The sequence below is a fragment of the Dethiosulfovibrio faecalis genome (assembly GCF_021568795.1).
In the GTDB taxonomy this organism is placed as follows: domain Bacteria; phylum Synergistota; class Synergistia; order Synergistales; family Dethiosulfovibrionaceae; genus Dethiosulfovibrio; species Dethiosulfovibrio faecalis.
Window position 1 is genome coordinate 41,317 of record NZ_JAKGUE010000002.1, and the last position, 19,476, is coordinate 60,792.

Here is a 19,476-nt window from a genome sequence, read left to right on the forward strand (position 1 = left end):
ATCGAAAGGGTGTCTGAAAATGACGAAGGATATGTCCTCCAGGCAGCTTAAGGGGAAGCAAAAGGGAGCCATCCTGATGGTTACCCTTGGCAACGAAGTAGCCGCCAGGACCTATAAGAATCTGGACGAGACCAGCATAGAGGTACTTACACTGGAAATAGCCAATCTCAGAAAGGTCACCTCAGAACAGAGGTTGGCCGTCCTGAAGGATGCCCAGGAAATCATACTGGCCCGTGAATACATGGCCCAGGGAGGCGTCGACTATGCCAGGGAAGTCCTCGAAAAGGCCCTCGGTCCAGAAAGGGCTCAAAGCCTTCTCACCAGGATCACTGCCAGCCTTCAGGTCCGCCCCTTCGACTTTATGCGCCACAGCGATCCTCAGCAGTTGATAAGCTTTATACAGGGCGAACATCCTCAGACGATAGCTCTCATTTTGTCCTACCTAACTCCGGAACAGGCCGCCGCCGTAATAGGCCGACTCTCTGCCAGCATGCAGGCTGAGGTCACCAAGAGGGTCGCCAAGATGGACCGTATAACGCCGGAGGTTCTTCGGGAGGTGGAGAGAGTGTTGGAGAGGAAGTTCAGCACCATCATCGGCCAGGACTTCACCATGGCAGGGGGCATCGACTCGGTGGTGGAGATCATCAACCGTGTCGATCGCGGAACGGAGAGAAACATCATGGAGAACCTGGAGGAAAACGATCCGGAGCTGGCGGAGGAGATCAAACGCCGTCTGTTCGTCTTCGAGGACATCTCCGGACTGGACGATCGCTCCATCCAGAGGGTGCTTCGCGAGGTGGAGATGAAAGACCTCGGACTTGCCCTCAAGGGTGCTACGGAGGATCTCAAGACCAAGTTCACCAAAAATATGTCTCAGAGAGCTGCCGACATGCTCACCGAAGATATGCAGTACATGGGTCCCGTCCGTGTGAGGGATGTGGAGGAAGCCCAGCAGAAGATCGTCAACGTCGTTCGAGCCCTGGAGGACGCTGGCGAGATCGTCATAGCAAGAGGCGGGGAGGAAGAGCTGATTGTCTGATTCCTCTCGTCGCCGTCTTATCCGTGCCGTCCGGCTTGTGCCTGAGGCGGTTCGGATAGGAATGGCTCCTGTAGAACCTGAAAACTCCGAGCTCGAATCGGAAGTCAGTGAAGAGGCAGAGACCCTTGAGCTGGAGGAGGCGCGTTGGCGTTCTGTCTGCGAGGATCTTGAGGCTCGTCTTCGGGCTTCCGAGGAGAGTTGCCGATCTCTTCAGGACCAATGGGATGAAAGAGAGGCCTCAAGGGAAAAAGAGACGGCCGAGCTTCGAGCCAAGATCGAGGAGGATGGGAAAAAAGCCTGCGAAGAGGGCAGGGCTAAGGGGTTTGCCGAGGGAAAAGAGAAGGGGCTTACGGAAGGACGATTGGAACTCGAAGCCGAGATAAGATCCGAGATGGAGAAAAAACTTTCCGGGGCCATCGAGCTCCTGAACGAAGTTCACCGGCAGATAGAGGGCAACCTGGAGGAACTTCTTGCGGCCAATCCCTACCGATTGGTCCGACTCTGGCAAAAGGTTCTGTCGCGTCTTCTGGTCAGGGAGGTCGCCTTCGACCAGGAGGCGGCTCTTCGCCTTCTAAAGGGGCTGTTGTCCAGGGCAAGCGAAAAGGAGGATCTCAGAGTCTACCTGAATCCGGACGACCTGGACCTGATAGAGTCTCAGAAGGGCAACTTCGGAGATCTCATGCGGGGGATCCGTAACATAGAGTTCATGGCCGACGACGAGGTCGACAAGGGAAGCTGCATAGTCGAGACCGGCCTCGGCATATACGACGCTAGATGGCGCACCCAACTGGAGCAGATCGGAGTGGAGGTCGAGGGAGTCCTGACGGAGGGAATGGCCAATGACGAAGACCGTTGATTTCAGACACCTTCTGGATTCCCTCGACTCCAGGCTGTCCCAGAGGGACCTGGTCAGAGTTAACGGACGGGTCGCGAAAGTCGTAGGATTAGTGGTCGAGTCCAAGGGGCCGGATGTCCGGGTCGGTGACCTCTGCGATATCAGGTTTAGAAAGGGGCAAAAAAACCTGGAGGCCGAGGTCGTAGGCTTTCGAGAGGACCGGGTTCTTCTGATGCCTCTTGGGGAGCTGCGGGACATCGGCCCGGGATGCGAGGTCGTCTCTATGGGACGCCCATTGGGAGTCAACGTAGGTCCCGGTTTGTTGGGGAGGATTCTCGATGGACTGGGACGCCCCATGGACGAAAAGGGTCCGGTCGGTTCCAGCGAATTCTACCCTCTTTACGCAACCCCTCCCCATCCTTTAAGGAGACAGACCATATCGGAGCCTCTACCCGTTGGAGTCAGGGCGGTCGATGGCGTTCTGACCCTCGGCAGAGGACAGCGAATAGGCATTTTCGCTGGATCGGGAGTCGGTAAAAGCACCCTTCTAGGCATGATGGCCCGAAACACCGAGGCGGAGATAAACGTTATAGGTTTGGTAGGAGAGCGTGGTCGAGAGGTCCGGGAATTCATAGAGAGAGATCTGGGGCCGGAAGGACTAAAGAGATCGGTACTAGTCGTGGCCACCTCGGACCAGCCTCCGCTTGTCAGACTCAAAGCGGCCTTTACCGCCACTGCCGTCGCCGAGTATTTTAGAGATCAGGGCAAGGACGTGCTCTTGATGATGGACTCGGTTACCAGGGTGGCATACGCTCAGAGGGAGGTTGGACTGGCGGTGGGAGAGCCTCCCGCTACCAGAGGATACACGCCCTCAGTCTTCGCCCTTCTTCCCAGACTACTGGAGAGGGCCGGTGCAGGAACCAAGGGAAGCATAACCGGCATATACACCGTTCTGGTAGAAGGGGACGATATGAACGAGCCCGTAGCCGACTCGGTCAGAGGGATTCTGGATGGACACGTGGTCCTATCTCGAAAGATAGCGGCCAGAAACTTCTATCCCTGCATAGACATCCTCAACAGCGTCAGCCGTGTAATGCCCTCCATAATCGATAAGGGACACCTAGACGGGGCCGGAAGGGTCAGAGAAGTCCTGGCCAGATACGCCGAGGCGGAGGACCTTATCTCGATAGGTGCCTATCATAAAGGGTCCAATCCTCGAGCGGACTGGGCTCTGGATAACTTGGGAGATGTAGAAGCCTTTCTTCGTCAGGGAATCGGAGAGGCCTCCTCCTTCGATGAAACGGTGGGGATCATCGCTTCCATAGCCTCTCAGGGAATGACCGGCCGTTGAAGGACAGAATAGATCGGTTCCGGAAGATCTTGAAGGCCAAGGAGACCGCAAGGGACCTGGTCATAAAAGAACTGGCGGAGCTTAAAAAACAGGAAAAAACCTTCTTGGAGCATCTTAGAGAATTGAGAAACGAAAAACTGGAATATATGCGTCGATTCGAAAACATAGCCAGTGGAAACGTCACCATAGAGGATCTTCGTATCGGCAGCGAGGACATCTCCAGGACTGAGGACCATATCAAAGAGGGAATAGTAAAGGTCCTCAGCTTGAGAAAAAAGATGGAGGCCGTAGAGGCCGCGTTGCTGGAGAGACACAGGGACGTTCGTAAGGTGGAGACCTATCTTTTACAGATGGAACTTCAATGGGAAAAGGAATGTCAGAGGAAAGAACAGATGTCGATAGACGAGATAGCCGGAATGCTTCACCATCGCAGGAGCGGGAACTGAGATCGTCCGAGGAGGGCTGAAAATGAGACATATATCGGGACCGGATTTCCAGGGAATCCGCGAGGTTATGGAGCGTATAGGGCACCTTCGTCGCAAGATGGGAATCGAAATATCCCAGTCGCCAGTAGACTTCGATTCCGCCCTAAAGGAAGCTGAGGGCAATAGGGCTGTCGAACCGGAGGATAAAGAAAGCTCTAATCTTCGAGAGGACGGACTTTCCGGGGCTGGAAGCATAGTCAGAAGCATGGTGGCCTCCGCCGGAGAATCCCTCAAGGATACAGCCTCCGAGATAGCCCGACGCTACGGCGTCGACGAAAAGCTCGTACACTCGGTTATCTCGGTGGAATCGGCCTGGCGTCCCGATGCGGTCTCTCCGAAAGGGGCCGTAGGGCTCATGCAGCTTATGCCCGGCACCGCTAAAATGCTGGGTGTCGACCCAGACGATCCGGTTCAGAACATCGAGGGAGGCGTCAAGTATCTGTCCCAGCTGTCCGAAAAATACAGTGGAGACCTCGAAAAAACCCTCGCAGCCTACAACGCAGGTCCCGGAAGGGTGGACTCCTACGGAGGGATACCGCCCTTTAGGGAAACGGAAAACTACGTACGTAAGGTGTTGGGACTCTACAGAGGATAACGGAGGTCCGATATGGCTGAAGATAGAAACGTGCAGGATCCCATAGACGAGGGGAACGAGAAGCGGAAGGAAAAGAAAAAAACCGCTTCAAAGGGGCTTCGCAGATTCATGCTCCTCTTGTTTCTGCTCGTCGGAGTGGCAGGAGCGGCGATAGGACTTCAGTTCAGCGGGGTCTGGGACGCCAGGCCTCTTTTATATTCCATAGTGCCAAAGCTTCCCTACGTGGGAGATCGGCTCTCGGATCTTCTGGAGGTTCCGGAGGTCTATACCATGACGGTGGAGGAGCGGCGGCGGTACGAACTTCGCCTGTGGGAGGACCGCCTGGCTGAAAAAGAGCTCTCTCTCGACGAGTTGGAGCGAAGGTTGGTTGCCCTTTCGTCGGATCTCTCGGCCAGGAGAGACCGAATAGAGATAGACGAGGCTCGGATAATCTCGATGGATCAGAGCCCTGAATCGGAGAAAGAACTTTCGGAGCTTGAAAAAGCCGACTTCGAGAGGGTCGTTCGCACCTATCAGGAGATATCGGCCCGTAGAGCGGCGAAGATAGTCGAGAGCCTGGATCCGGCCCTGGCTGTGAAGATACTCAGATCTCTGCCGGAAGACGACAGTGCTAAGATACTTGGCCGCATGGACGCGGCGAAAGCGGCGTGGCTGACGGAACAGCTGGCTTCAAAAAAACGGTAGGTGGTGTTGCCATGCTTATAGGTTGTGACTTTACGATAAACGCCTCTAAAGGCATTTCCGTCTCTTCCGTTCGTAGCGGATCCGAGCCTCTTGAGAAAAAAGACGGGAAAAGCCTGTTCGAAGCCCTTCTTTCCGACTCCGGATCGGAGTCGGCCGGTAAAAAAGCCGGGGCCGAGTCTAAAGAAAATGCCCCCTCCGCCACGAAACACGCGCCAGATGAGGAGGCAGAGGAAGCCGGCGATGTCCTGGGATACGTGGAGGGAGGACTCTCCTCCTCGTCCAGGCTTTCGATCCCCAGCTTCATGAACATGGTCCCGGAGGGGCAACAGCCCGATGCCCTGGTCTGCACCGATCCCGTAGATTCGAACTCTATAAACGGGTCCGTCGACCCATCGGGTTTCGAGTCCTCCTACATGGGAGCAACCGAGGGCGGGGGAATCTCGAAATGGCTGTCAGGCCTTCTAGAAAAAGCCCTTCTTGGCGACGGGGAGGTCAGCGGCACCTTTTCCTCCGAATCGAACGGTGCCATCGGAAAACTTCGAGCCTTGATGAAATCATCAGGCGGAGATATCGACTGGAAAGAGGTCGAGTCTCTTTTAGGGGATTTCGATCTGTCCGAAGATGGCAGTCCTTCCCTTTCGGAACTTTCGGAGAGACTGGGGCTTGAGGTTAAAATGGAGGGAGAATCTCTCAGTATATCCGGAAATTCCCCTTATTTTGCCCTCACGTTAGCCATCGACGAGGAACTTGACGAGGATCGCTCGGTGGTCGGGTCTTTCTCCCTATTTCTCGATGTCGATGAGGATGCTGGAGGCGATGCTCTCTTAGAGAGAGCCGATGAGGCTGATCTGCGCAAGGAAGGGCTTCTCTTTCTGGCGGATCTGATCCAAAAAGAGGGAGTCGATATCCGTATCTCCGAGACGGCTGACGATGTGGTGGCCTCCTCCGTTCCTTTAAAAGAAGGGAGATCGTCTTTCCTGGACGTCTCGCAAAAGGTCCCCTCGTCGGAGACGGCGCAGTCCGCTTCGGAAGAGGTCTCGTCGGAAAAAGTCAAGGTCCCTCTGCCCGCCAACTCTCCTGAACTTTCCGGTAGGGAGACCACCGACAAGGATTCTTCCCCGAAGGACGGTCTGGGAGCCTCTCTGGGGTCCTTGATCGACTCGATCGGATTGAGGGCAGGAAAAGAGGCCCCCGTGGAGGTCTTGCCTCAAAGAGGCGCTCCGGCGTTGCCCCAGGGTATAACAAATATAATACGTTTTATGCAGGCGAACGGAGAGACCAAGGCCCAGGTCGTGGTCGAGCCTCCTGCGATGGGCAGGGTTGAGATAGAGCTTCATGTGGTTCCCGGCGGCATGGAGGCGTCCATGAAGGTCGATAACGTGGCCGTCAGGGATATGATCAGGACCCAGATGCCTCTTCTTCAAGACCTGCTTGCGGAGCAGGGAATATCCCTATCCGGCATGAGTGTGGATGTAAGAAGCGGTGACGGACAAAGACAGCAGTGGAACGGAGAGTCCGCGGGAAATCGCGGTCTCGACGACGGCGAATCGCTCGACGGTTCGGAAGAGGATGCCTCGGTCGCTAGGATAGACCTAGAACAAGGGCTTCTCGTTTGGATGGCTTAGGAGGTGTCTAGTTTGGATATCAACCAGGTTTCTTCTTATACCGGTACCACGACTTCCGGTACCGCCAGAGAACCTAAATCGACGATGGACAAAGACGATTTTCTTCTTCTCTACATAGAACAGCTTAAGAACCAAGATCCGATGGATCCGATGGATACGAATGAGATGTCCTCTCAGATGTCCCAGTTCTCGACCTTGGAACAGCTTGTAAATATGAACGAGACCATGGAGACTATCGCCGATCAAAACATGATGAGTTCGTTGAGCTATATAGGCTTTCAGGTCAGCTACACCGTCGAATCCCTGGATGCCGAGGGAAACACCGTAACGGATGAAAAGTCGGGGGTGGTCGCCTCCATAAAGAAAAAGGACGGAACCGTCTATCTCAAGATGCTGGACGGTACCGAGGTCGACTCCTCCAAGGTCTTTGCGGTGGAACTTCCTCAGGCTTCATCCGAGGAAAACGCTTAAACATGGCGCAGGTTGTATGTCTTTTTGTTTCCCCCACGGACGGAGGGACTTTTGAAGATCGGCAAGGGAGTGCCCAGAGAAACTTTCTGAGGAGGAATACACTATGCTGAGGTCCCTTTTTACCGGAGTTACAGGAGTAAAAGCCCACCAGGTCAAGTTGGACGTGACGGGAAACAACATCGCCAACGTCAACTCCACGGGATTCAAGAAATCCACGACGATATTCCAGGACCTTCTGTCCCAGACGACAAGAGGCGCCATGGCTCCCGACGGCAACCGCGGAGGGGTCAACGCCATGCAGGTCGGCCTTGGGGTCGGGGTGGCTGGTATCGAGACCATCCACACCCAGGGTCCCATATCCTACACCGGCAACAGGACGGACATGGCCATTCAGGGAGACGGTTACTACGTGGTCACCAACGGAACCCAGGACCTCTACACCAGGGCGGGCAATTTTACCACCGACGGCAACGGCAACCTGGTGATGTCCGGCACGGGCTACACCCTTCAGGGTTACGCCATGTCGGTGGATCCCAACGATCCCACCCGCTACGAAATGGACGGCGATCTCTCGTCGGTAAACATACCGATGGGTCAGAAGCTGGAGGCCAAGAAGACCGAGTTGGTGGGCTATCGTTGTAACCTGGATGGCCGGGTCGACGAGTATCTGCCCATGGGAATGTCCTCCGGCAGCAGGACCATCTACGCATCCCTTGGCGGGAGCGACGTGGCCGTGAACGTGACCGAGGGCGCCACCACCGGTGACTTCGTTGCTTTCGATTTCGACGGCTCGACCGGAGGCCCCATTACCTTCGGGCTTGACGGCATAGACGCAGTCAACGGTCGCCCGGAGCTTACCCTTGGGACCAGCACCTTCGACCTGGACGGAGTCATCTATACCGCCGTCTACGACGACACCAACGGGGTCATGACCATCTATTCCGACTACGGCGGTCCCGCCGAGGCAGAGGCCTGGAAGGCTAACCTGTTTGACATGATGGACTACCAGTATATGGAGGTTCAGGACACGACAGTGACTCCTGTCGTTACCTACAACACCTTGATAGAGTTCAACGACGACCCCGTGACGGGCGAGAGAGAGATGATCGCCTGGTTCGATGACGGCGGAACCATGACCCGTCGCAGCCTTCAGCTAGGCGGAGCCGACGGTAACATCCCGATGAATACCGACGGCACGTTCGCTATCCCAACCTCCGTTCCTGCCGACCCAGCCGATCAGTACACCCTGACCATCGGGACCGTGGCTCTGGACGTCTTGGCCTCCTCGGACGGAAAGTCCATAAGGCTGGAGGACAGCGGAAGCCAGATCGGATCGGTGGCCCAGAGGACCGCCAGTATCCACGAGGCAAAGAGCACCATCTACGATAGCCAGGGCAACGAGCACACTCTGGAGACCAGCTGGGAGAAGATCGACGACAACCGCTGGCGTTGGAGGGTGTGGACCGCTAACGAGGAGATCTCCATCTCTCCGAACACAGGGATTATGGAGTTCGGTCCGGACGGAAAGATAAGCGACACGTCCCAGACGGAGGTGGATCTCTCGGTCAGCTTCGGCGCTCTGGGGGCGGAAAACCAGAACGTGAAGTTGGATTTCAGCGGCAGGAGCTTCGAGAAGGAGAAGATCGACGGGGTTACCCAGTACGGCTCGGACTTCACCACAAAACCCTACTACCAGGACGGCTATGGGATGGGGGTTCTCAACGACTTCTCCGTAGGCAAGGACGGTACCATAACCGGCGTCTACGATAACGGTCAGAGCAAGGCCCTGTACCGTCTCGCCCTGGCCATGTTCTCCAACCCTCAGGGACTCGTAAAGGTCGGCGATACCTGCTTCGACAAGTCGGTTAACTCCGGTGCCGCCAGGATAACCACGGCCTTGAACGACGGTGCTGGAAGCATAGCTGGAGGCTCCCTGGAGATGAGCAACGTGGACCTTACAGAGGAGTTCACCCAGCTGATGATAGGACAGAGAGGATTTCAGGCCAGCGCTAGGGTTATAACGACCAGCGATTCCGTCCTGGAGGAACTTCTGAACCTCAAGAGGTAGTTTTAAGTGTTTTTAAATAAGAGATGGAGGCGTTTATCTTGATAGAGGTCTCCAGACTCAACGGATCGATGTTCATCCTGAACGCCGATTTGATAGAGACCGTGGAGGCCAATCCCGACACGGTGGTCACCTTGTTGAACGGCCATCGTTACGTCGTGAAGGAAACTCCCGAGGAAATAGTGGAACGGGCGGCGGCCTATCGGGCCAAACGAGGGGCGTCGCCCTCTTTGACGTAGCGGTGTCGTAGGTTTATTATTAACCTGACACTCGACTATTTTTAAAAATGGAGGCCTGAGCGTGGATCTGGCGACAGTCATCGGACTTTCTCTCTCTCTAATATTGGTGGTAGGAGGCATAGTGGCTGGAGGAGAATCCTCGGCTTTCATAAACCTTCCCTCTATGTTGATCACGATAGGCGGAACCATGGGTGCGGTTATAATGGCCAATCCTGTGGATAGAATCAAAAAGCTCGGAAAGATCACGAGAATCGCCTTTTTCTCTCAGACCCCTGATTTGGTGTCTTTGGTGCAGACGATAGTCAGCTTTGCCGAAAAGGCCAGACGGGAAGGGTTGCTGGCGTTGGAGGCAGATGCCTCGGAGCTGGACGACGAGTTTTTGGCCAAGTCCATTCAGCTTGTCGTCGACGGCACAGACCCCGAGCTGGTAAAGGCGATTCTCGATACCGAGATCAGCGTGCTGGAGGAACGTCATTCCTCGAACAAGGGAATGTTCGATACTATGGGTGAACTGTTCCCCGCTTTCGGAATGTTGGGGACCCTCATAGGTCTTATAGCCATGCTCAGGAATCTTGACGATCCTGGTTCCCTTGGCCCAGGAATGGCGGTCGCTCTTATCACGACTTTTTACGGCTCTTTTATGGCTAATATCTTTGCCTTGCCCATATCCTCCAAGCTTGCGGCCAGGTCCTCGGAGGAGACGGTGGTCAGGGAGCTCATGGTGGAAGGAGTCCTGGCAATCCAGGCTGGAGAGAACCCCAGGATAGTGGAGGAAAAGCTAAAGGTCTTTCTTCCTCCGGAGCAGCGCAAGGAGCTTGAGGAACGCCACGATACCGAAAAGGGCGGAGAGGAATAGCCCATGGCGAGAAAAAAGAGGCAGAAAGAGGAGAAAGGCGGCGCTGGTTGGCTCGCTACCTACGGCGATATGGTGACTTTGCTCCTGACCTTCTTCGTGTTGCTTTTCGCCTTTTCATCCATAGACGTAGAGAAGTTCAAGAAGATGATGGTCTCCTTTCAGGGTGCTTTGGGGGTCTTGGATGGAGGTAAGTCCCTCCAGGAGGATCCTCTGCCCTACGGCGGTTCCTCCGGTTACGATGCCGGAGAGGAACGACGTCAGACCCAGTCCACCTTCCAGGTGGACAGAGAGCTCCGCTCCTTCCTGAAAGAGCAGGAGATGGAGGAGGACGTATCGGTCATTGTGGATCAAAGAGGTGTCACAGTGTCCCTGTCGGATCAGCTTTTGTTTCCTCTCGGTGGAGTCGAAATCCGTCCCGAAGGGAAACGTCTGCTCGCCAAGCTGGGAGAGTTCCTCAAGGGCAGGATTCCCGCTCTGGCGGTTGAGGGGCATACCGACGACAGACCTCTTCGAGGCGGCCCCTACAGGGACAACTGGGGACTTTCCGCCATAAGAGCCGCCATAGTGGCTTCCTACTTGGTGGATGCCGCCGGAATATCCCCCTCTATATTACAGGCGGTGGGATACGGTCCCTTCCGTCCAGTGGTGCCTAACGACAGCGACGAAAACAGGTCCAGGAACAGACGGGTGGATCTGGTTATTCTCTCTAAGTACCCTAAACAGTGACGGCGGGGAGAAGGAGGTTTATATGCTCAAGAGGATATTGTTGATAGCGGTTGTCGCCTTGATCGCTCTCACCCTGGGTGCCGGGGGAGGTTATTTCATGGGGCTTCGTTTTGGTGCCGAAGAACGGAGCGTTACGGGGGTTTCCAGGGATCTGGAACGCCCCGGTCCCATCGTGGATTTCGGCGATTTCGTCATAAACTTGGCGGATAAAGAGCCTCATCTGGTAAACTTCGAATTGGCCTTGGAGGCATCCAGCACCAAGTCTGAGGCGGTCTTGACCGATGGCGGCTGGCGAAGCCACATCAGGAACGAGGTTCTCCTGACCGTCAAGGATCACATTGCCGACGATTTCAGAAGCGCCGAAGGAATCATGGAACTCAGTGACGACATGAAGCGCCGCATCAACGCCATTCTGCCTTCGGTAGAGGGGAAAGTTGCGGTAAGAAGGGTGCTTTTCAGGAAGTTTGTCACGCAATAGCCTTTAATTTGTTATGCTTGAAAGGTGGTGAGATCCGATGACTCCCGACGTACTGTCTCAATCGGAGATAGATTCTCTGTTGGACGTTCTTACCAGTGGCGACGTCGACTTCGAGGAGATATCCCAGGCTTCGGCGGAAAAAAACGTCAAGGGATACGATTTCCGTCGTCCCGATAAGTTCAGCAAGGACCAGCTCAGGGCTATTCAGATGATTCACGAATCCTTCAGCAGACAGCTCACCACCAGCCTGTCGACCATGGTCCGATCCATAGTGACCTGCGAGGTCGCATCGGTGGATCAGGTTGCCTACGAGGAGTTCGTGCGATCCATGGTGCAGCCTACCGTGATGGGTGTTTTGGAGATGTATCCCCTGGAGGGAAACGCGGTCGTAGAGATGAATCCGAATCTTGTTTTCGCCATAATCGACAGATTACTGGGCGGAAAGGGAGAGGTTTTCGGAAAGCCAAGGGATCTGACCGATATAGAGTCCACCGTTATAGAGCGGGTTTTCATGAGGATGCTGGAGCTCTTGGAGGACAGCTGGAGTACCGTCATAGACGTTCGCTTCCGTTTCGATAGCATGGAGAGCAATCCTTTCTTCGTGCAGATCTGTCCCGGTACCGACATGGTTTTGTTGGTTACCTTGAGGGTGAGCATCGGCGACGTAGAGGGCATGGTCAGTCTTTGTATCCCTTACTTCGTCATGGAGCCGGTTATGGACAAGCTCAGCTCTCAGATCTGGTTCGCCTCGACCGGCAAGAATAAGGATCAGGATCACAGAGGTTACCTTACCGCCAGTCTCGGTACGGTGAAGGTGCCTGTCCATCTGGAGTTGGGCGATACCGTCTTATCCCTGTTTGACGTCATGAGACTTCGAGTCGGCGATGTTATTCGCTTGGATTCGGTGGTCGACGATCCCGCAAAGGTCCGTGTCGGGAGCAGGATCAAGTTTACAGGACGTCCGGGGACTATGGACGGACGCTATTCCGTAGAGGTCCTCGAGGTTGCGGACGATGGTTCTATCGAGGAAGAGGAGGAGTGAACATGTCTGACGAACTGCTCAGTCAAGACGAGATAAACGCTCTCTTGGAGGGCTCTGTGGGTGGAGGCTCCGATGATGGCGGAGGAGGAGAGTCTACCGGTCTGACCCAGGGACAGCTCGAGGCCCTGGAGGATTTAGCAGGGATGTTTTCCGACGCTACCACAGGGGTTATCGGCATGTTGGCTGGACGTGGGGTCTCCGTTCAGATCTCCGAGGTCAGCGAAAAAAGTCAGTCCGATGTGGTGGAATCCATCGGGGGAAACCGAAATTTGCTTTTTTCCGTCCGTTGCGACGGTTTCGACGACGCTCCGGTCTCGGTTGTCATGAACGAGGGCGGGGTGGTTCTTCTCGCCGATCTCATGATGGGTGGAGAGGGCAAGGACCTCCCGGAAGAGGCCAACGAGCTGTTCGTCAACGCAGCCCAGGAAGGTCTCAGCCAGGTCGTAGGTTCCGCTATGACCTCCCTCAGTGGGAAGCTCAAGGGACGTAAGGCCATTCCGACCGATCCCGCCTCGGAGGTTACCGAAGACGAGTGGCTTCTTTTCCCGAACTTGGAAGGAGATGTCCCCGTTTGGTATGTCGTTATGGATGTAACGATAGAGGGATTGGATAGTTTTAGAAGTTTCATCTCCATACCGTCGAGTTACGCTGCGTCCTTTGCCGACGCCTTGATGCAAGGCTCGGAGGAACAGGCGTCTTCCGCCTCTCAGCCAGCTCAGGGGAGCCGTACGGAGACTCCGCCTGAAAGACCGGCTCAACATCAACAGCAGGCTTCTCCTCCGGTCGACGTTCGTCCCGCCCAGTTCTCTCCGCTTCAGCCTGTCTCCGCTGATTCTTCTCTGCCATCGAATATCGGCCTTATCGCCGATATTCCCGTCAGAGTTACGGTGGAGTTGGGAAGAACGAGAAAGAGCGTAGGGGAAGTCCTGTCATTTGCCCCCGGTTCCGTGATAGAATTGGACAAGATGGCGGGAGAGCCGGTGGACGTTTTGGTTAACGGAAAATTGATCGCCAAGGGAGAGGTCGTCGTGATCGACGAAAACTTTGGCGTAAGGGTCACGGAGATATTGAACGTGGGAGAGAAAATCCAGTCGATCGGATCTTGAATACTGAAGATGTATTGAATAGACGAACAGGAGGGGCATTATGGCTACAGTCCTTATTGTCGATGACGCCGCTTTCATGAGGATGATGTTGAAGGACATCCTCACGAAAAACGGTTTCGAGGTGGTCGGAGAGGCGGAAAACGGTCAGGTGGCGGTTTCCATGTACAAAGACCTCAATCCAGATATCGTTACGATGGATATCACCATGCCTGAAATGAACGGAATCGAGGCGGTCAAGGCAATAAAGGCCGTCAACCCCGGCTGTAAGATCGTCATGGTCAGTGCCATGGGGCAGCAGTCCATGGTAATAGAGGCGATCCAGGCCGGAGCCAAGGATTTCATCGTCAAGCCTTTCCAGCCCGACCGCGTGGTAGACGCTTTGTCCAAGGTATTGGGCTGATCGAAGTCTCTTGTACAGAAGATCTATCCTCGCTGTATCGTCCTTTTCGTTGTTGTCCGTCTTGTTTCTTGGCGGACCGGCTTGGGCCGATGCATCGTCTTCGATTGAGTCTTATCTGACAAAGATGATCCTGGCCGTCGCCCTTCTAGGAGGCGTCGGCTTTCTCCTCGTCCGTTGGGGACCGAAGCGCGTAAGGTCCTCTAGAAACGGGCTGGAGGTCCTGACGTCTCTGTCCTTGGGCAGAGGCGTTCTTTATGTGGTACGCTGCGGACCCGATATTCTCCTCCTGGCGGAAAGCAAGGAGGGAATATCGTTGATTCGGCGTTATCCTGGTGATGCATGGGAGAAATTCGATGAAGTTGAACCTGAAAACACCTGTCTTCATTAGTCTGTTAGCGGTTTTTCTACTATGCGGGGCTGCCTGGTCTCAGCCGAATCAACCGGAACTTCCGGTGCCGGCCTTGAAAGTTGCGGTTGAGGGAGCTACCTCTCCTCAGGATGTCTCTGTCTCGCTTCAAATAGTAGCTCTTTTGACTATTCTGAGCGTGGCTCCTGCAATCCTCCTCATGGTAACGTCCTTCACCAGGGTCCTCGTCGTCCTGGGGTTCGTCCGAAATGCTCTGGGACTGCAGCAGACTCCTCCCAATCAGGTCATAGTTACTCTGGCTCTCTTTCTGTCTCTCTTCATAATGGCTCCGACTTGGGACGTGATGTATCAACAGGGTCTCGCCCCATACATGGAGGGCCGAATCGGTTCGATGGAGGCTCTGGAAAACGTAACCACTCCTTTGCGCCGGTTCATGCTTGGTCAGACGAGGGAAAAGGAACTTTCTCTTATGGTGTCCATGTCGGGGTTGGAGAGGCCTTCTAATGCTGATGATATCCCCAATAAGGTGCTTCTTCCCGCCTATATGCTCAGCGAGCTCAAGTCGGCCTTTCAGATGGGAATAGTTATATACGTGCCTTTTATCGTTGTGGATATGATAATATCCAGCGTCCTGATGAGCATGGGTATGATAATGCTTCCGCCCATGATGATATCCTTGCCGTTCAAAGTTTTGCTTTTCGTGATGGCCGACGGATGGAATCTGGTCGTGGTCAGCCTTATCAGGAGTTTTCAGTGATGTCTAGAGGGAGGTCTTAACGATGGAAGCCTTCAGCGTCAGCGATATGTTGATGGAGGCGATCAAGGTTTCGTTGATGGCCTCTTTGCCCATATTGATAGTCGCCATGGTGGTGGGGCTTATCGTCGGCATTCTTCAGACCGCCACTTCCATCCAGGAGCAGACTCTCTCCTTCGTTCCCAAGATACTTGCCATAATGGGAGCTCTCATAGTCATGGGACCGTGGATCTTCGGGGTGGTCAGGAAACTGGCCGTAGATCTTCTGGGACAGCTGGATCGTTTCGTTCGATGATGGATTTAGACGCCCTTTTCCGCGTGGTTCCCCTCTATATGCTCGTATCGGTCCGTTTCCTAGGGATCATCTTCACCGCTCCGGTTTTTCTGGCCTCGTCGTTCCCAATGCCCTGCCTTTATTTTCTGTCCTTTTTCTTTGCCTTGATAACCGTACCTCAGTTGAGTGGAACTCTCCCCGAAATCCTGTTTTCCGGGGTTATCCCCTTTCTGCTCTCTGCGGCTAGGGAGCTTCTCGTAGGGGCCTCGATAGCCTTCGTGGCCTCGGCTCCGTTCTACGCGCTTCAGATAGCGGGACGGATGATAGGCACCCGCATGGGACTGGCCATGGTCAGTGTTCTGGACCCTATCTCTCAGAGCCAGAGCTCCATAATAGGACAGCTTCAGATCCTGATAGGTCTTTGGTTTTTCCTCTACTGGAACGGCCATATTCTTCTATTCCGAGCTCTGATGGAGAGCTTCAGACTACTGCCTCTCGGAGGAATGGGGTTGTCCGTGTCGTCCGATCTGGGATTGGCCGAATGGCTAGGGAAGCTCTTCGTTATGGCCTTCAAGTTCGCCATTCCGTTTTACGGAGCCCTTCTTTTGGCGGATATTGGCCTCGGTTTTCTGGCTCGGACCGTTCCTCAGATGAACGTTTTTATTCTGGGATTGCCTCTGAAAATAGGTTTGGGACTCTTCCTGCTTATGGTCGTTTTGCCTATGACCGTGGATATGGTTCACGATCAGATAGAGCCCTATCTTCGCGTCGCTTTAGGGAGTCTGGCGGTATGGCGATAATCTTTAAAAATTTCCGGCTTCAGTTTTTCGCCGAGGAGAAGACCGAGCCGGCCACTCCCAGAAAGAGGCGCAAGGAAAGAGAGGAGGGACGGGTCGCCAAGAGCCAGGACATGGGTGCCTCTGCGGTTATAATTGCCGGTTTAATCGCTATCGTCCTGTTTGGGGAATGGATTTTCGACGTTATTCTGTCTTTCATAAGGGAGTGCATGGTTTTTATCGGAGACGGAACTATGGGGCATACCGGGTGGTTTCACTCTCTGACGATGAGGTCCATATCGGCCTACGGTTTGGCTATAATTCCCATGGTCGTTGGCTGTTTCCTAGCCGCGTTTTTTGTATCCGTAGCTCAGGTCGGCTTCGTTATGACCCCTAAGCCACTGATACCCAAGATGAACAGGTTCAACCCCATCTCGGGGCTCAAGAAAGTTATATCTCTAAGGTCTTTGGTCGAGATGGTGAAGGGGCTTCTCAAGGCCCTTATATTGGCTATAGTCCTTTATTCCGCTCTGGTAGGAGATCTTGCCGATATGGTGAGGGCCGTAAGGTACCCTATAGGCCCCGCTGTGTCTCTTATGTTGTGGCGAATCTGGTTGTTGTGTGTCAAGATGACCTTTTTGCTTCTGGTCATAGCGATCTTCGACTGGTCCTATCAGAAATGGGAGTTCGAGAAGAACATCAAGATGAGCAAACAGGAGATCAAAGAGGAGTACAAACAGATGGAGGGGGATCCTCAGATCAAGCAGAAGATCCGCCAGAAACAGAGGGAGATGGCCAGGCAGAGGATGATGGCCGACGTCCCTAAGGCGGATGTGGTCATAACAAACCCGACGACCTTGGCGATAGCCCTTCAATATGACAGGGGAAAGATGGACGCTCCGGTGGTGCTTGCCAAGGGAAAGGATCTACTGGCCAAGAGGATCAGAGAGATTGCCGAGGAAAACGACGTGCCAGTTGTCGAGAACAAGCCTCTGGCCTGGGCTCTCTACGAGGCCGTAGAGATAGGCGAATCGATCCCTGAGGCGCTTTACAAAGGGGTTGCAGAGGTACTGGCTTTCGTCTATGGGATCAGTAAAAAGAGGTCTTAGCTCTCTGGAAGGGCTCCTTGGTTTCTGGTAAAGTTCTAGAATATCGAATTCATCATCTTCATCATCTGAGGACAAACGAGAGGACGCGTGAAAATGGCAGAGGAAAGGATGACTATGGTAGAGAGGATGCTTCGCTTTTCCGACGTAGGCGTGGCGGCGCTGATGGTTTTGGTCGTGGTCATGATGATCATACCTTTACCCACCTGGCTGCTGGACATTCTCCTTACCCTAAACATAACCTTCGGCGTGGTGGTCCTTTTGGTGACCTTCTATGTCAACAGAGCTCTCGAGATATCGTCGTTCCCATCCATCTTGCTCATAGTAACCCTGTTCCGACTGGCCTTGAACGTCTCCACAACGCGATTGATCCTGCTTAAGGGGAATGCTGGAAACATTATCTCTTCCTTTGGAAACTTTGTCGTAGGGGGAAACTACGTCGTCGGTGCGGTGGTCTTTCTCATCTTGGTCATCATTCAGTTTCTCGTTATAACGAAAGGAGCCGAACGAGTGGCCGAGGTCGCTGCCAGGTTCACTCTGGACGCCATGCCTGGGAAACAGATGGCCATAGACGCGGATCTCAACGCTGGCTTGATAGATGAGCTCGGAGCCAAGGAAAGGCGAAGGGATATCCAGAGGGAGGCTGATTTCTACGGTTCTATGGATGGAGCCTCTAAGTTCGTCAAGGGTGACGCCATTGCCGGTCTCATCATAACCATAATCAACATCCTGGGAGGGCTGGCCATAGGCGTATTTCAGCGAGGTCTGTCCCTTGGCCAGGCAGCTGGAGTCTACAGTCTCCTTACAGTTGGAGACGGGCTGGTGTCTCAGATACCGGCTCTGCTCTTTTCCACCGCTACCGGCATAATAGTAACCAGGGCCGCCGGCGACTCCAACCTTGGAAGGGATATCTTTTCGTCCTTTATCAGGTATCCCAGGCCCCTCATGATAGGGACCGCCCTCCTTTTCGCTTTCGCCATGGTTCCAGGGTTGCCGACCTTCCCCTTCATGTTGCTTGGGGTGTTTCTGGGAGTAATGGCCTATGGGGTGTATCGTGAGGCAAAGACCCAGGAAGGTATGGCCAGCGAGCCCGGGCAGAGAAAGGGTAAGGGGGCTTCTCCCGCAGGGGGAGAAGGAGATCACCCGACTCCTCAGACTCCCACCTCTCCGGAGGATGTGATGAAGCTTCTGGCAGTGGATCCCATGGAGATGGAGATAGGCTATGCCGTGATACCTCTGGTCGATCCCGCCCAGGGGGGGGATATGCTCGATCGTATCAGCACCATAAGGAAACAGATGGCCATGGACATGGGTTTGGTCGTTCCCTCCATAAGAATAAGGGACAACATTCAGCTGAAACCCTCCGAGTATCTGATAAGGGTCAAGGGAGCTCTCGAGGGGCAGGGAGAGCTGATGCCGGAGCACTACCTCGCCATGGATACAGGGAACGTCACAGAGGTAGTCGTCGGGGTGCCCACTACGGAACCCGCCTTCGGTCTTCCTGCTCTTTGGATCTCTCCTGAGCTCAGGGACAAGGCGGAGGCCAGCGGCTACACAGTTGTGGACGCTCCCTCCGTGTTGGCTACCCATCTGTCTGAGGTCATCAAACTCCACGGTGCCGATCTCATAACCAGACAGGAAGTTCAGAAACTCACCGAAATGGTCAAAGAGAGCAACTCCGCCGTTACCGAGGAGATGCTCAGCGTCCTCGGCCTTGGGGACATTCAGAAAGTCCTTCAGAACCTGGTGGCGGAGCATATACCCATCAGGGACCTGGTGACCATTTTCGAGACCTTGACCGATTACGGAAGGCTTTCCTCCTCGGTGGATTATCTGACCGAGAGGGTAAGAGAGAGCCTGGCCCGTATAATCTCTCTAAGGCTAAAGGAGAACGACGTCATAACCGTCTCAACCCTTTCCCCGACCTGGGAGCAAAAGATCAGGGACGCTCTGGAAGGCGATCTGGCCAAAGGTTGGCGTCTAAACATGGATTCTAGGGAGATCTCCAAACTGGTCGCTTCCGTGTCGACAAAGTCGGAGGAGGCCATGCTTCAGGGATTCTCCCCCATCTTGCTCGTAAGTCCCGATGTCAGGCTGGTTGTCCGTCGAGTTCTGGAATCCTCGTTGCCTGGTCTGTTCGTGGTGTCTTATAATGAAATAAGTCAGGGTATAGATATCAAATCGTTGGGGATGGTGGAGTAG

Annotated in this window: 21 protein-coding genes; all 21 read left to right on the top strand. The window is 54.4% G+C overall.

The genetic code is table 11. The features are described from left to right. Positions 1–19: 19 nt before the first annotated feature. The 21 genes from fliG (at position 20) to flhA (ending at position 19,476) form a co-directional block, all read left to right on the top strand. Positions 20–1,039 (top strand): flagellar motor switch protein FliG, encoded by a 1,020-nt coding sequence (gene fliG, locus L2W58_RS02255; protein ID WP_236101393.1) that lies wholly within the window; start codon positions 20–22, stop codon positions 1,037–1,039. After that, the gene (locus tag L2W58_RS02260) at positions 1,032–1,895 is read left to right on the top strand and encodes a FliH/SctL family protein (protein WP_236101394.1); all 864 of its coding nucleotides are present in this window, start codon (positions 1,032–1,034) and stop codon (positions 1,893–1,895) included. The genes fliG and L2W58_RS02260 overlap by 8 nt, the downstream gene beginning before the upstream one ends. Next, positions 1,879–3,225: a flagellar protein export ATPase FliI gene (gene fliI, locus L2W58_RS02265; RefSeq protein ID WP_236101395.1), complete on the top strand. Its 1,347-nt coding sequence runs from the start codon at positions 1,879–1,881 to the stop codon at positions 3,223–3,225. The genes L2W58_RS02260 and fliI overlap by 17 nt, the downstream gene beginning before the upstream one ends. Continuing rightward, positions 3,222–3,671 (top strand): flagellar export protein FliJ, encoded by a 450-nt coding sequence (locus tag L2W58_RS02270; protein WP_236101396.1) that lies wholly within the window; start codon positions 3,222–3,224, stop codon positions 3,669–3,671. Before fliI ends, L2W58_RS02270 begins: the two co-directional genes overlap by 4 nt. A gap of 22 nt (positions 3,672–3,693) precedes the next feature. After that, positions 3,694–4,305, top strand: coding sequence for a lytic transglycosylase domain-containing protein (locus L2W58_RS13135; protein ID WP_274705042.1), 612 nt, complete (start codon positions 3,694–3,696; stop codon positions 4,303–4,305). Positions 4,306–4,317: 12 nt separating this feature from the next. Further along, entirely contained in the window at positions 4,318–4,989 is a 672-nt protein-coding gene (locus L2W58_RS02280) for a MotE family protein (protein ID WP_236101397.1), read from the top strand. Between the two features lie 11 nt (positions 4,990–5,000). Then, complete coding sequence (locus tag L2W58_RS02285; RefSeq protein WP_236101398.1) at positions 5,001–6,614, top strand: flagellar hook-length control protein FliK; 1,614 nt, start codon at positions 5,001–5,003, stop codon at positions 6,612–6,614. Positions 6,615–6,626: 12 nt separating this feature from the next. Next, complete coding sequence (locus L2W58_RS02290; protein WP_236101399.1) at positions 6,627–7,085, top strand: flagellar hook assembly protein FlgD; 459 nt, start codon at positions 6,627–6,629, stop codon at positions 7,083–7,085. 103 nt (positions 7,086–7,188) lie between these two features. After that, positions 7,189–9,153 carry a flagellar hook protein FlgE gene (locus L2W58_RS02295; protein ID WP_236101400.1) on the top strand — a complete coding sequence of 655 codons (1,965 nt, stop codon included), beginning with the start codon at positions 7,189–7,191 and terminating at the stop codon, positions 9,151–9,153. 38 nt (positions 9,154–9,191) lie between these two features. Next, positions 9,192–9,389, top strand: a complete 198-nt coding sequence (locus tag L2W58_RS02300) for a flagellar FlbD family protein (RefSeq protein WP_236101401.1) — start codon at positions 9,192–9,194, stop codon at positions 9,387–9,389. Positions 9,390–9,450: 61 nt separating this feature from the next. Then, the gene (locus tag L2W58_RS02305) at positions 9,451–10,245 is read left to right on the top strand and encodes a motility protein A (protein ID WP_236101402.1); all 795 of its coding nucleotides are present in this window, start codon (positions 9,451–9,453) and stop codon (positions 10,243–10,245) included. Positions 10,246–10,248: 3 nt separating this feature from the next. After that, a complete protein-coding gene (locus tag L2W58_RS02310; RefSeq protein ID WP_236101403.1) occupies positions 10,249–10,971 on the top strand; it encodes an OmpA/MotB family protein in 723 nt (240 codons plus the stop codon). Positions 10,972–10,993: 22 nt separating this feature from the next. Beyond that, a complete protein-coding gene (locus tag L2W58_RS02315; RefSeq protein ID WP_236101404.1) occupies positions 10,994–11,449 on the top strand; it encodes a flagellar basal body-associated FliL family protein in 456 nt (151 codons plus the stop codon). Positions 11,450–11,486: 37 nt separating this feature from the next. Further along, positions 11,487–12,491: a flagellar motor switch protein FliM gene (gene fliM / locus L2W58_RS02320; protein ID WP_236101405.1), complete on the top strand. Its 1,005-nt coding sequence runs from the start codon at positions 11,487–11,489 to the stop codon at positions 12,489–12,491. A 2-nt stretch (positions 12,492–12,493) separates the two neighbouring features. Then, complete coding sequence (gene fliN, locus L2W58_RS02325) at positions 12,494–13,597, top strand: flagellar motor switch protein FliN (protein WP_236101406.1); 1,104 nt, start codon at positions 12,494–12,496, stop codon at positions 13,595–13,597. 40 nt (positions 13,598–13,637) lie between these two features. Further along, on the top strand, positions 13,638–13,997 hold the full coding sequence (locus L2W58_RS02330) for a response regulator (protein WP_255700338.1): 360 nt from the start codon (positions 13,638–13,640) through the stop codon (positions 13,995–13,997). Between the two features lie 353 nt (positions 13,998–14,350). Next, complete coding sequence (gene fliP, locus L2W58_RS02335) at positions 14,351–15,121, top strand: flagellar type III secretion system pore protein FliP (RefSeq protein WP_236101407.1); 771 nt, start codon at positions 14,351–14,353, stop codon at positions 15,119–15,121. A 22-nt stretch (positions 15,122–15,143) separates the two neighbouring features. Further along, positions 15,144–15,413 carry a flagellar biosynthetic protein FliQ gene (locus tag L2W58_RS02340; protein WP_236101408.1) on the top strand — a complete coding sequence of 90 codons (270 nt, stop codon included), beginning with the start codon at positions 15,144–15,146 and terminating at the stop codon, positions 15,411–15,413. After that, complete coding sequence (locus tag L2W58_RS02345; protein WP_236101409.1) at positions 15,413–16,192, top strand: flagellar biosynthetic protein FliR; 780 nt, start codon at positions 15,413–15,415, stop codon at positions 16,190–16,192. The genes L2W58_RS02340 and L2W58_RS02345 overlap by 1 nt, the downstream gene beginning before the upstream one ends. After that, on the top strand, positions 16,183–17,277 hold the full coding sequence (flhB, locus tag L2W58_RS02350) for a flagellar biosynthesis protein FlhB (RefSeq protein ID WP_236101410.1): 1,095 nt from the start codon (positions 16,183–16,185) through the stop codon (positions 17,275–17,277). Before L2W58_RS02345 ends, flhB begins: the two co-directional genes overlap by 10 nt. A 93-nt stretch (positions 17,278–17,370) precedes the next feature. Continuing rightward, entirely contained in the window at positions 17,371–19,476 is a 2,106-nt protein-coding gene (gene flhA, locus L2W58_RS02355; protein WP_236101411.1) for a flagellar biosynthesis protein FlhA, read from the top strand.

Bases quoted from the DNA above. Each gene is read 5' to 3' on its own strand.
- L2W58_RS02345 (WP_236101409.1), top strand. From the start codon at position 15,413: ATGGATTTAGACGCCCTTTTCCGCGTGGTTCCCCTCTATATGCTCGTA.
- L2W58_RS02310 (WP_236101403.1), top strand. From the start codon at position 10,249: ATGGCGAGAAAAAAGAGGCAGAAAGAGGAGAAAGGCGGCGCTGGTTGG.
- L2W58_RS02330 (WP_255700338.1), top strand. From the start codon at position 13,638: ATGGCTACAGTCCTTATTGTCGATGACGCCGCTTTCATGAGGATGATG.
- fliI (WP_236101395.1), top strand. From the start codon at position 1,879: ATGACGAAGACCGTTGATTTCAGACACCTTCTGGATTCCCTCGACTCC.
- fliP (WP_236101407.1), top strand. From the start codon at position 14,351: ATGAAGTTGAACCTGAAAACACCTGTCTTCATTAGTCTGTTAGCGGTT.
- fliM (WP_236101405.1), top strand. From the start codon at position 11,487: ATGACTCCCGACGTACTGTCTCAATCGGAGATAGATTCTCTGTTGGAC.
- L2W58_RS02295 (WP_236101400.1), top strand. From the start codon at position 7,189: ATGCTGAGGTCCCTTTTTACCGGAGTTACAGGAGTAAAAGCCCACCAG.
- fliG (WP_236101393.1), top strand. From the start codon at position 20: ATGACGAAGGATATGTCCTCCAGGCAGCTTAAGGGGAAGCAAAAGGGA.
- L2W58_RS02280 (WP_236101397.1), top strand. From the start codon at position 4,318: ATGGCTGAAGATAGAAACGTGCAGGATCCCATAGACGAGGGGAACGAG.
- L2W58_RS02285 (WP_236101398.1), top strand. From the start codon at position 5,001: ATGCTTATAGGTTGTGACTTTACGATAAACGCCTCTAAAGGCATTTCC.
- L2W58_RS02340 (WP_236101408.1), top strand. From the start codon at position 15,144: ATGGAAGCCTTCAGCGTCAGCGATATGTTGATGGAGGCGATCAAGGTT.
- fliN (WP_236101406.1), top strand. From the start codon at position 12,494: ATGTCTGACGAACTGCTCAGTCAAGACGAGATAAACGCTCTCTTGGAG.
- flhB (WP_236101410.1), top strand. From the start codon at position 16,183: ATGGCGATAATCTTTAAAAATTTCCGGCTTCAGTTTTTCGCCGAGGAG.
- L2W58_RS13135 (WP_274705042.1), top strand. From the start codon at position 3,694: ATGAGACATATATCGGGACCGGATTTCCAGGGAATCCGCGAGGTTATG.
- L2W58_RS02315 (WP_236101404.1), top strand. From the start codon at position 10,994: ATGCTCAAGAGGATATTGTTGATAGCGGTTGTCGCCTTGATCGCTCTC.
- flhA (WP_236101411.1), top strand. From the start codon at position 17,371: ATGGCAGAGGAAAGGATGACTATGGTAGAGAGGATGCTTCGCTTTTCC.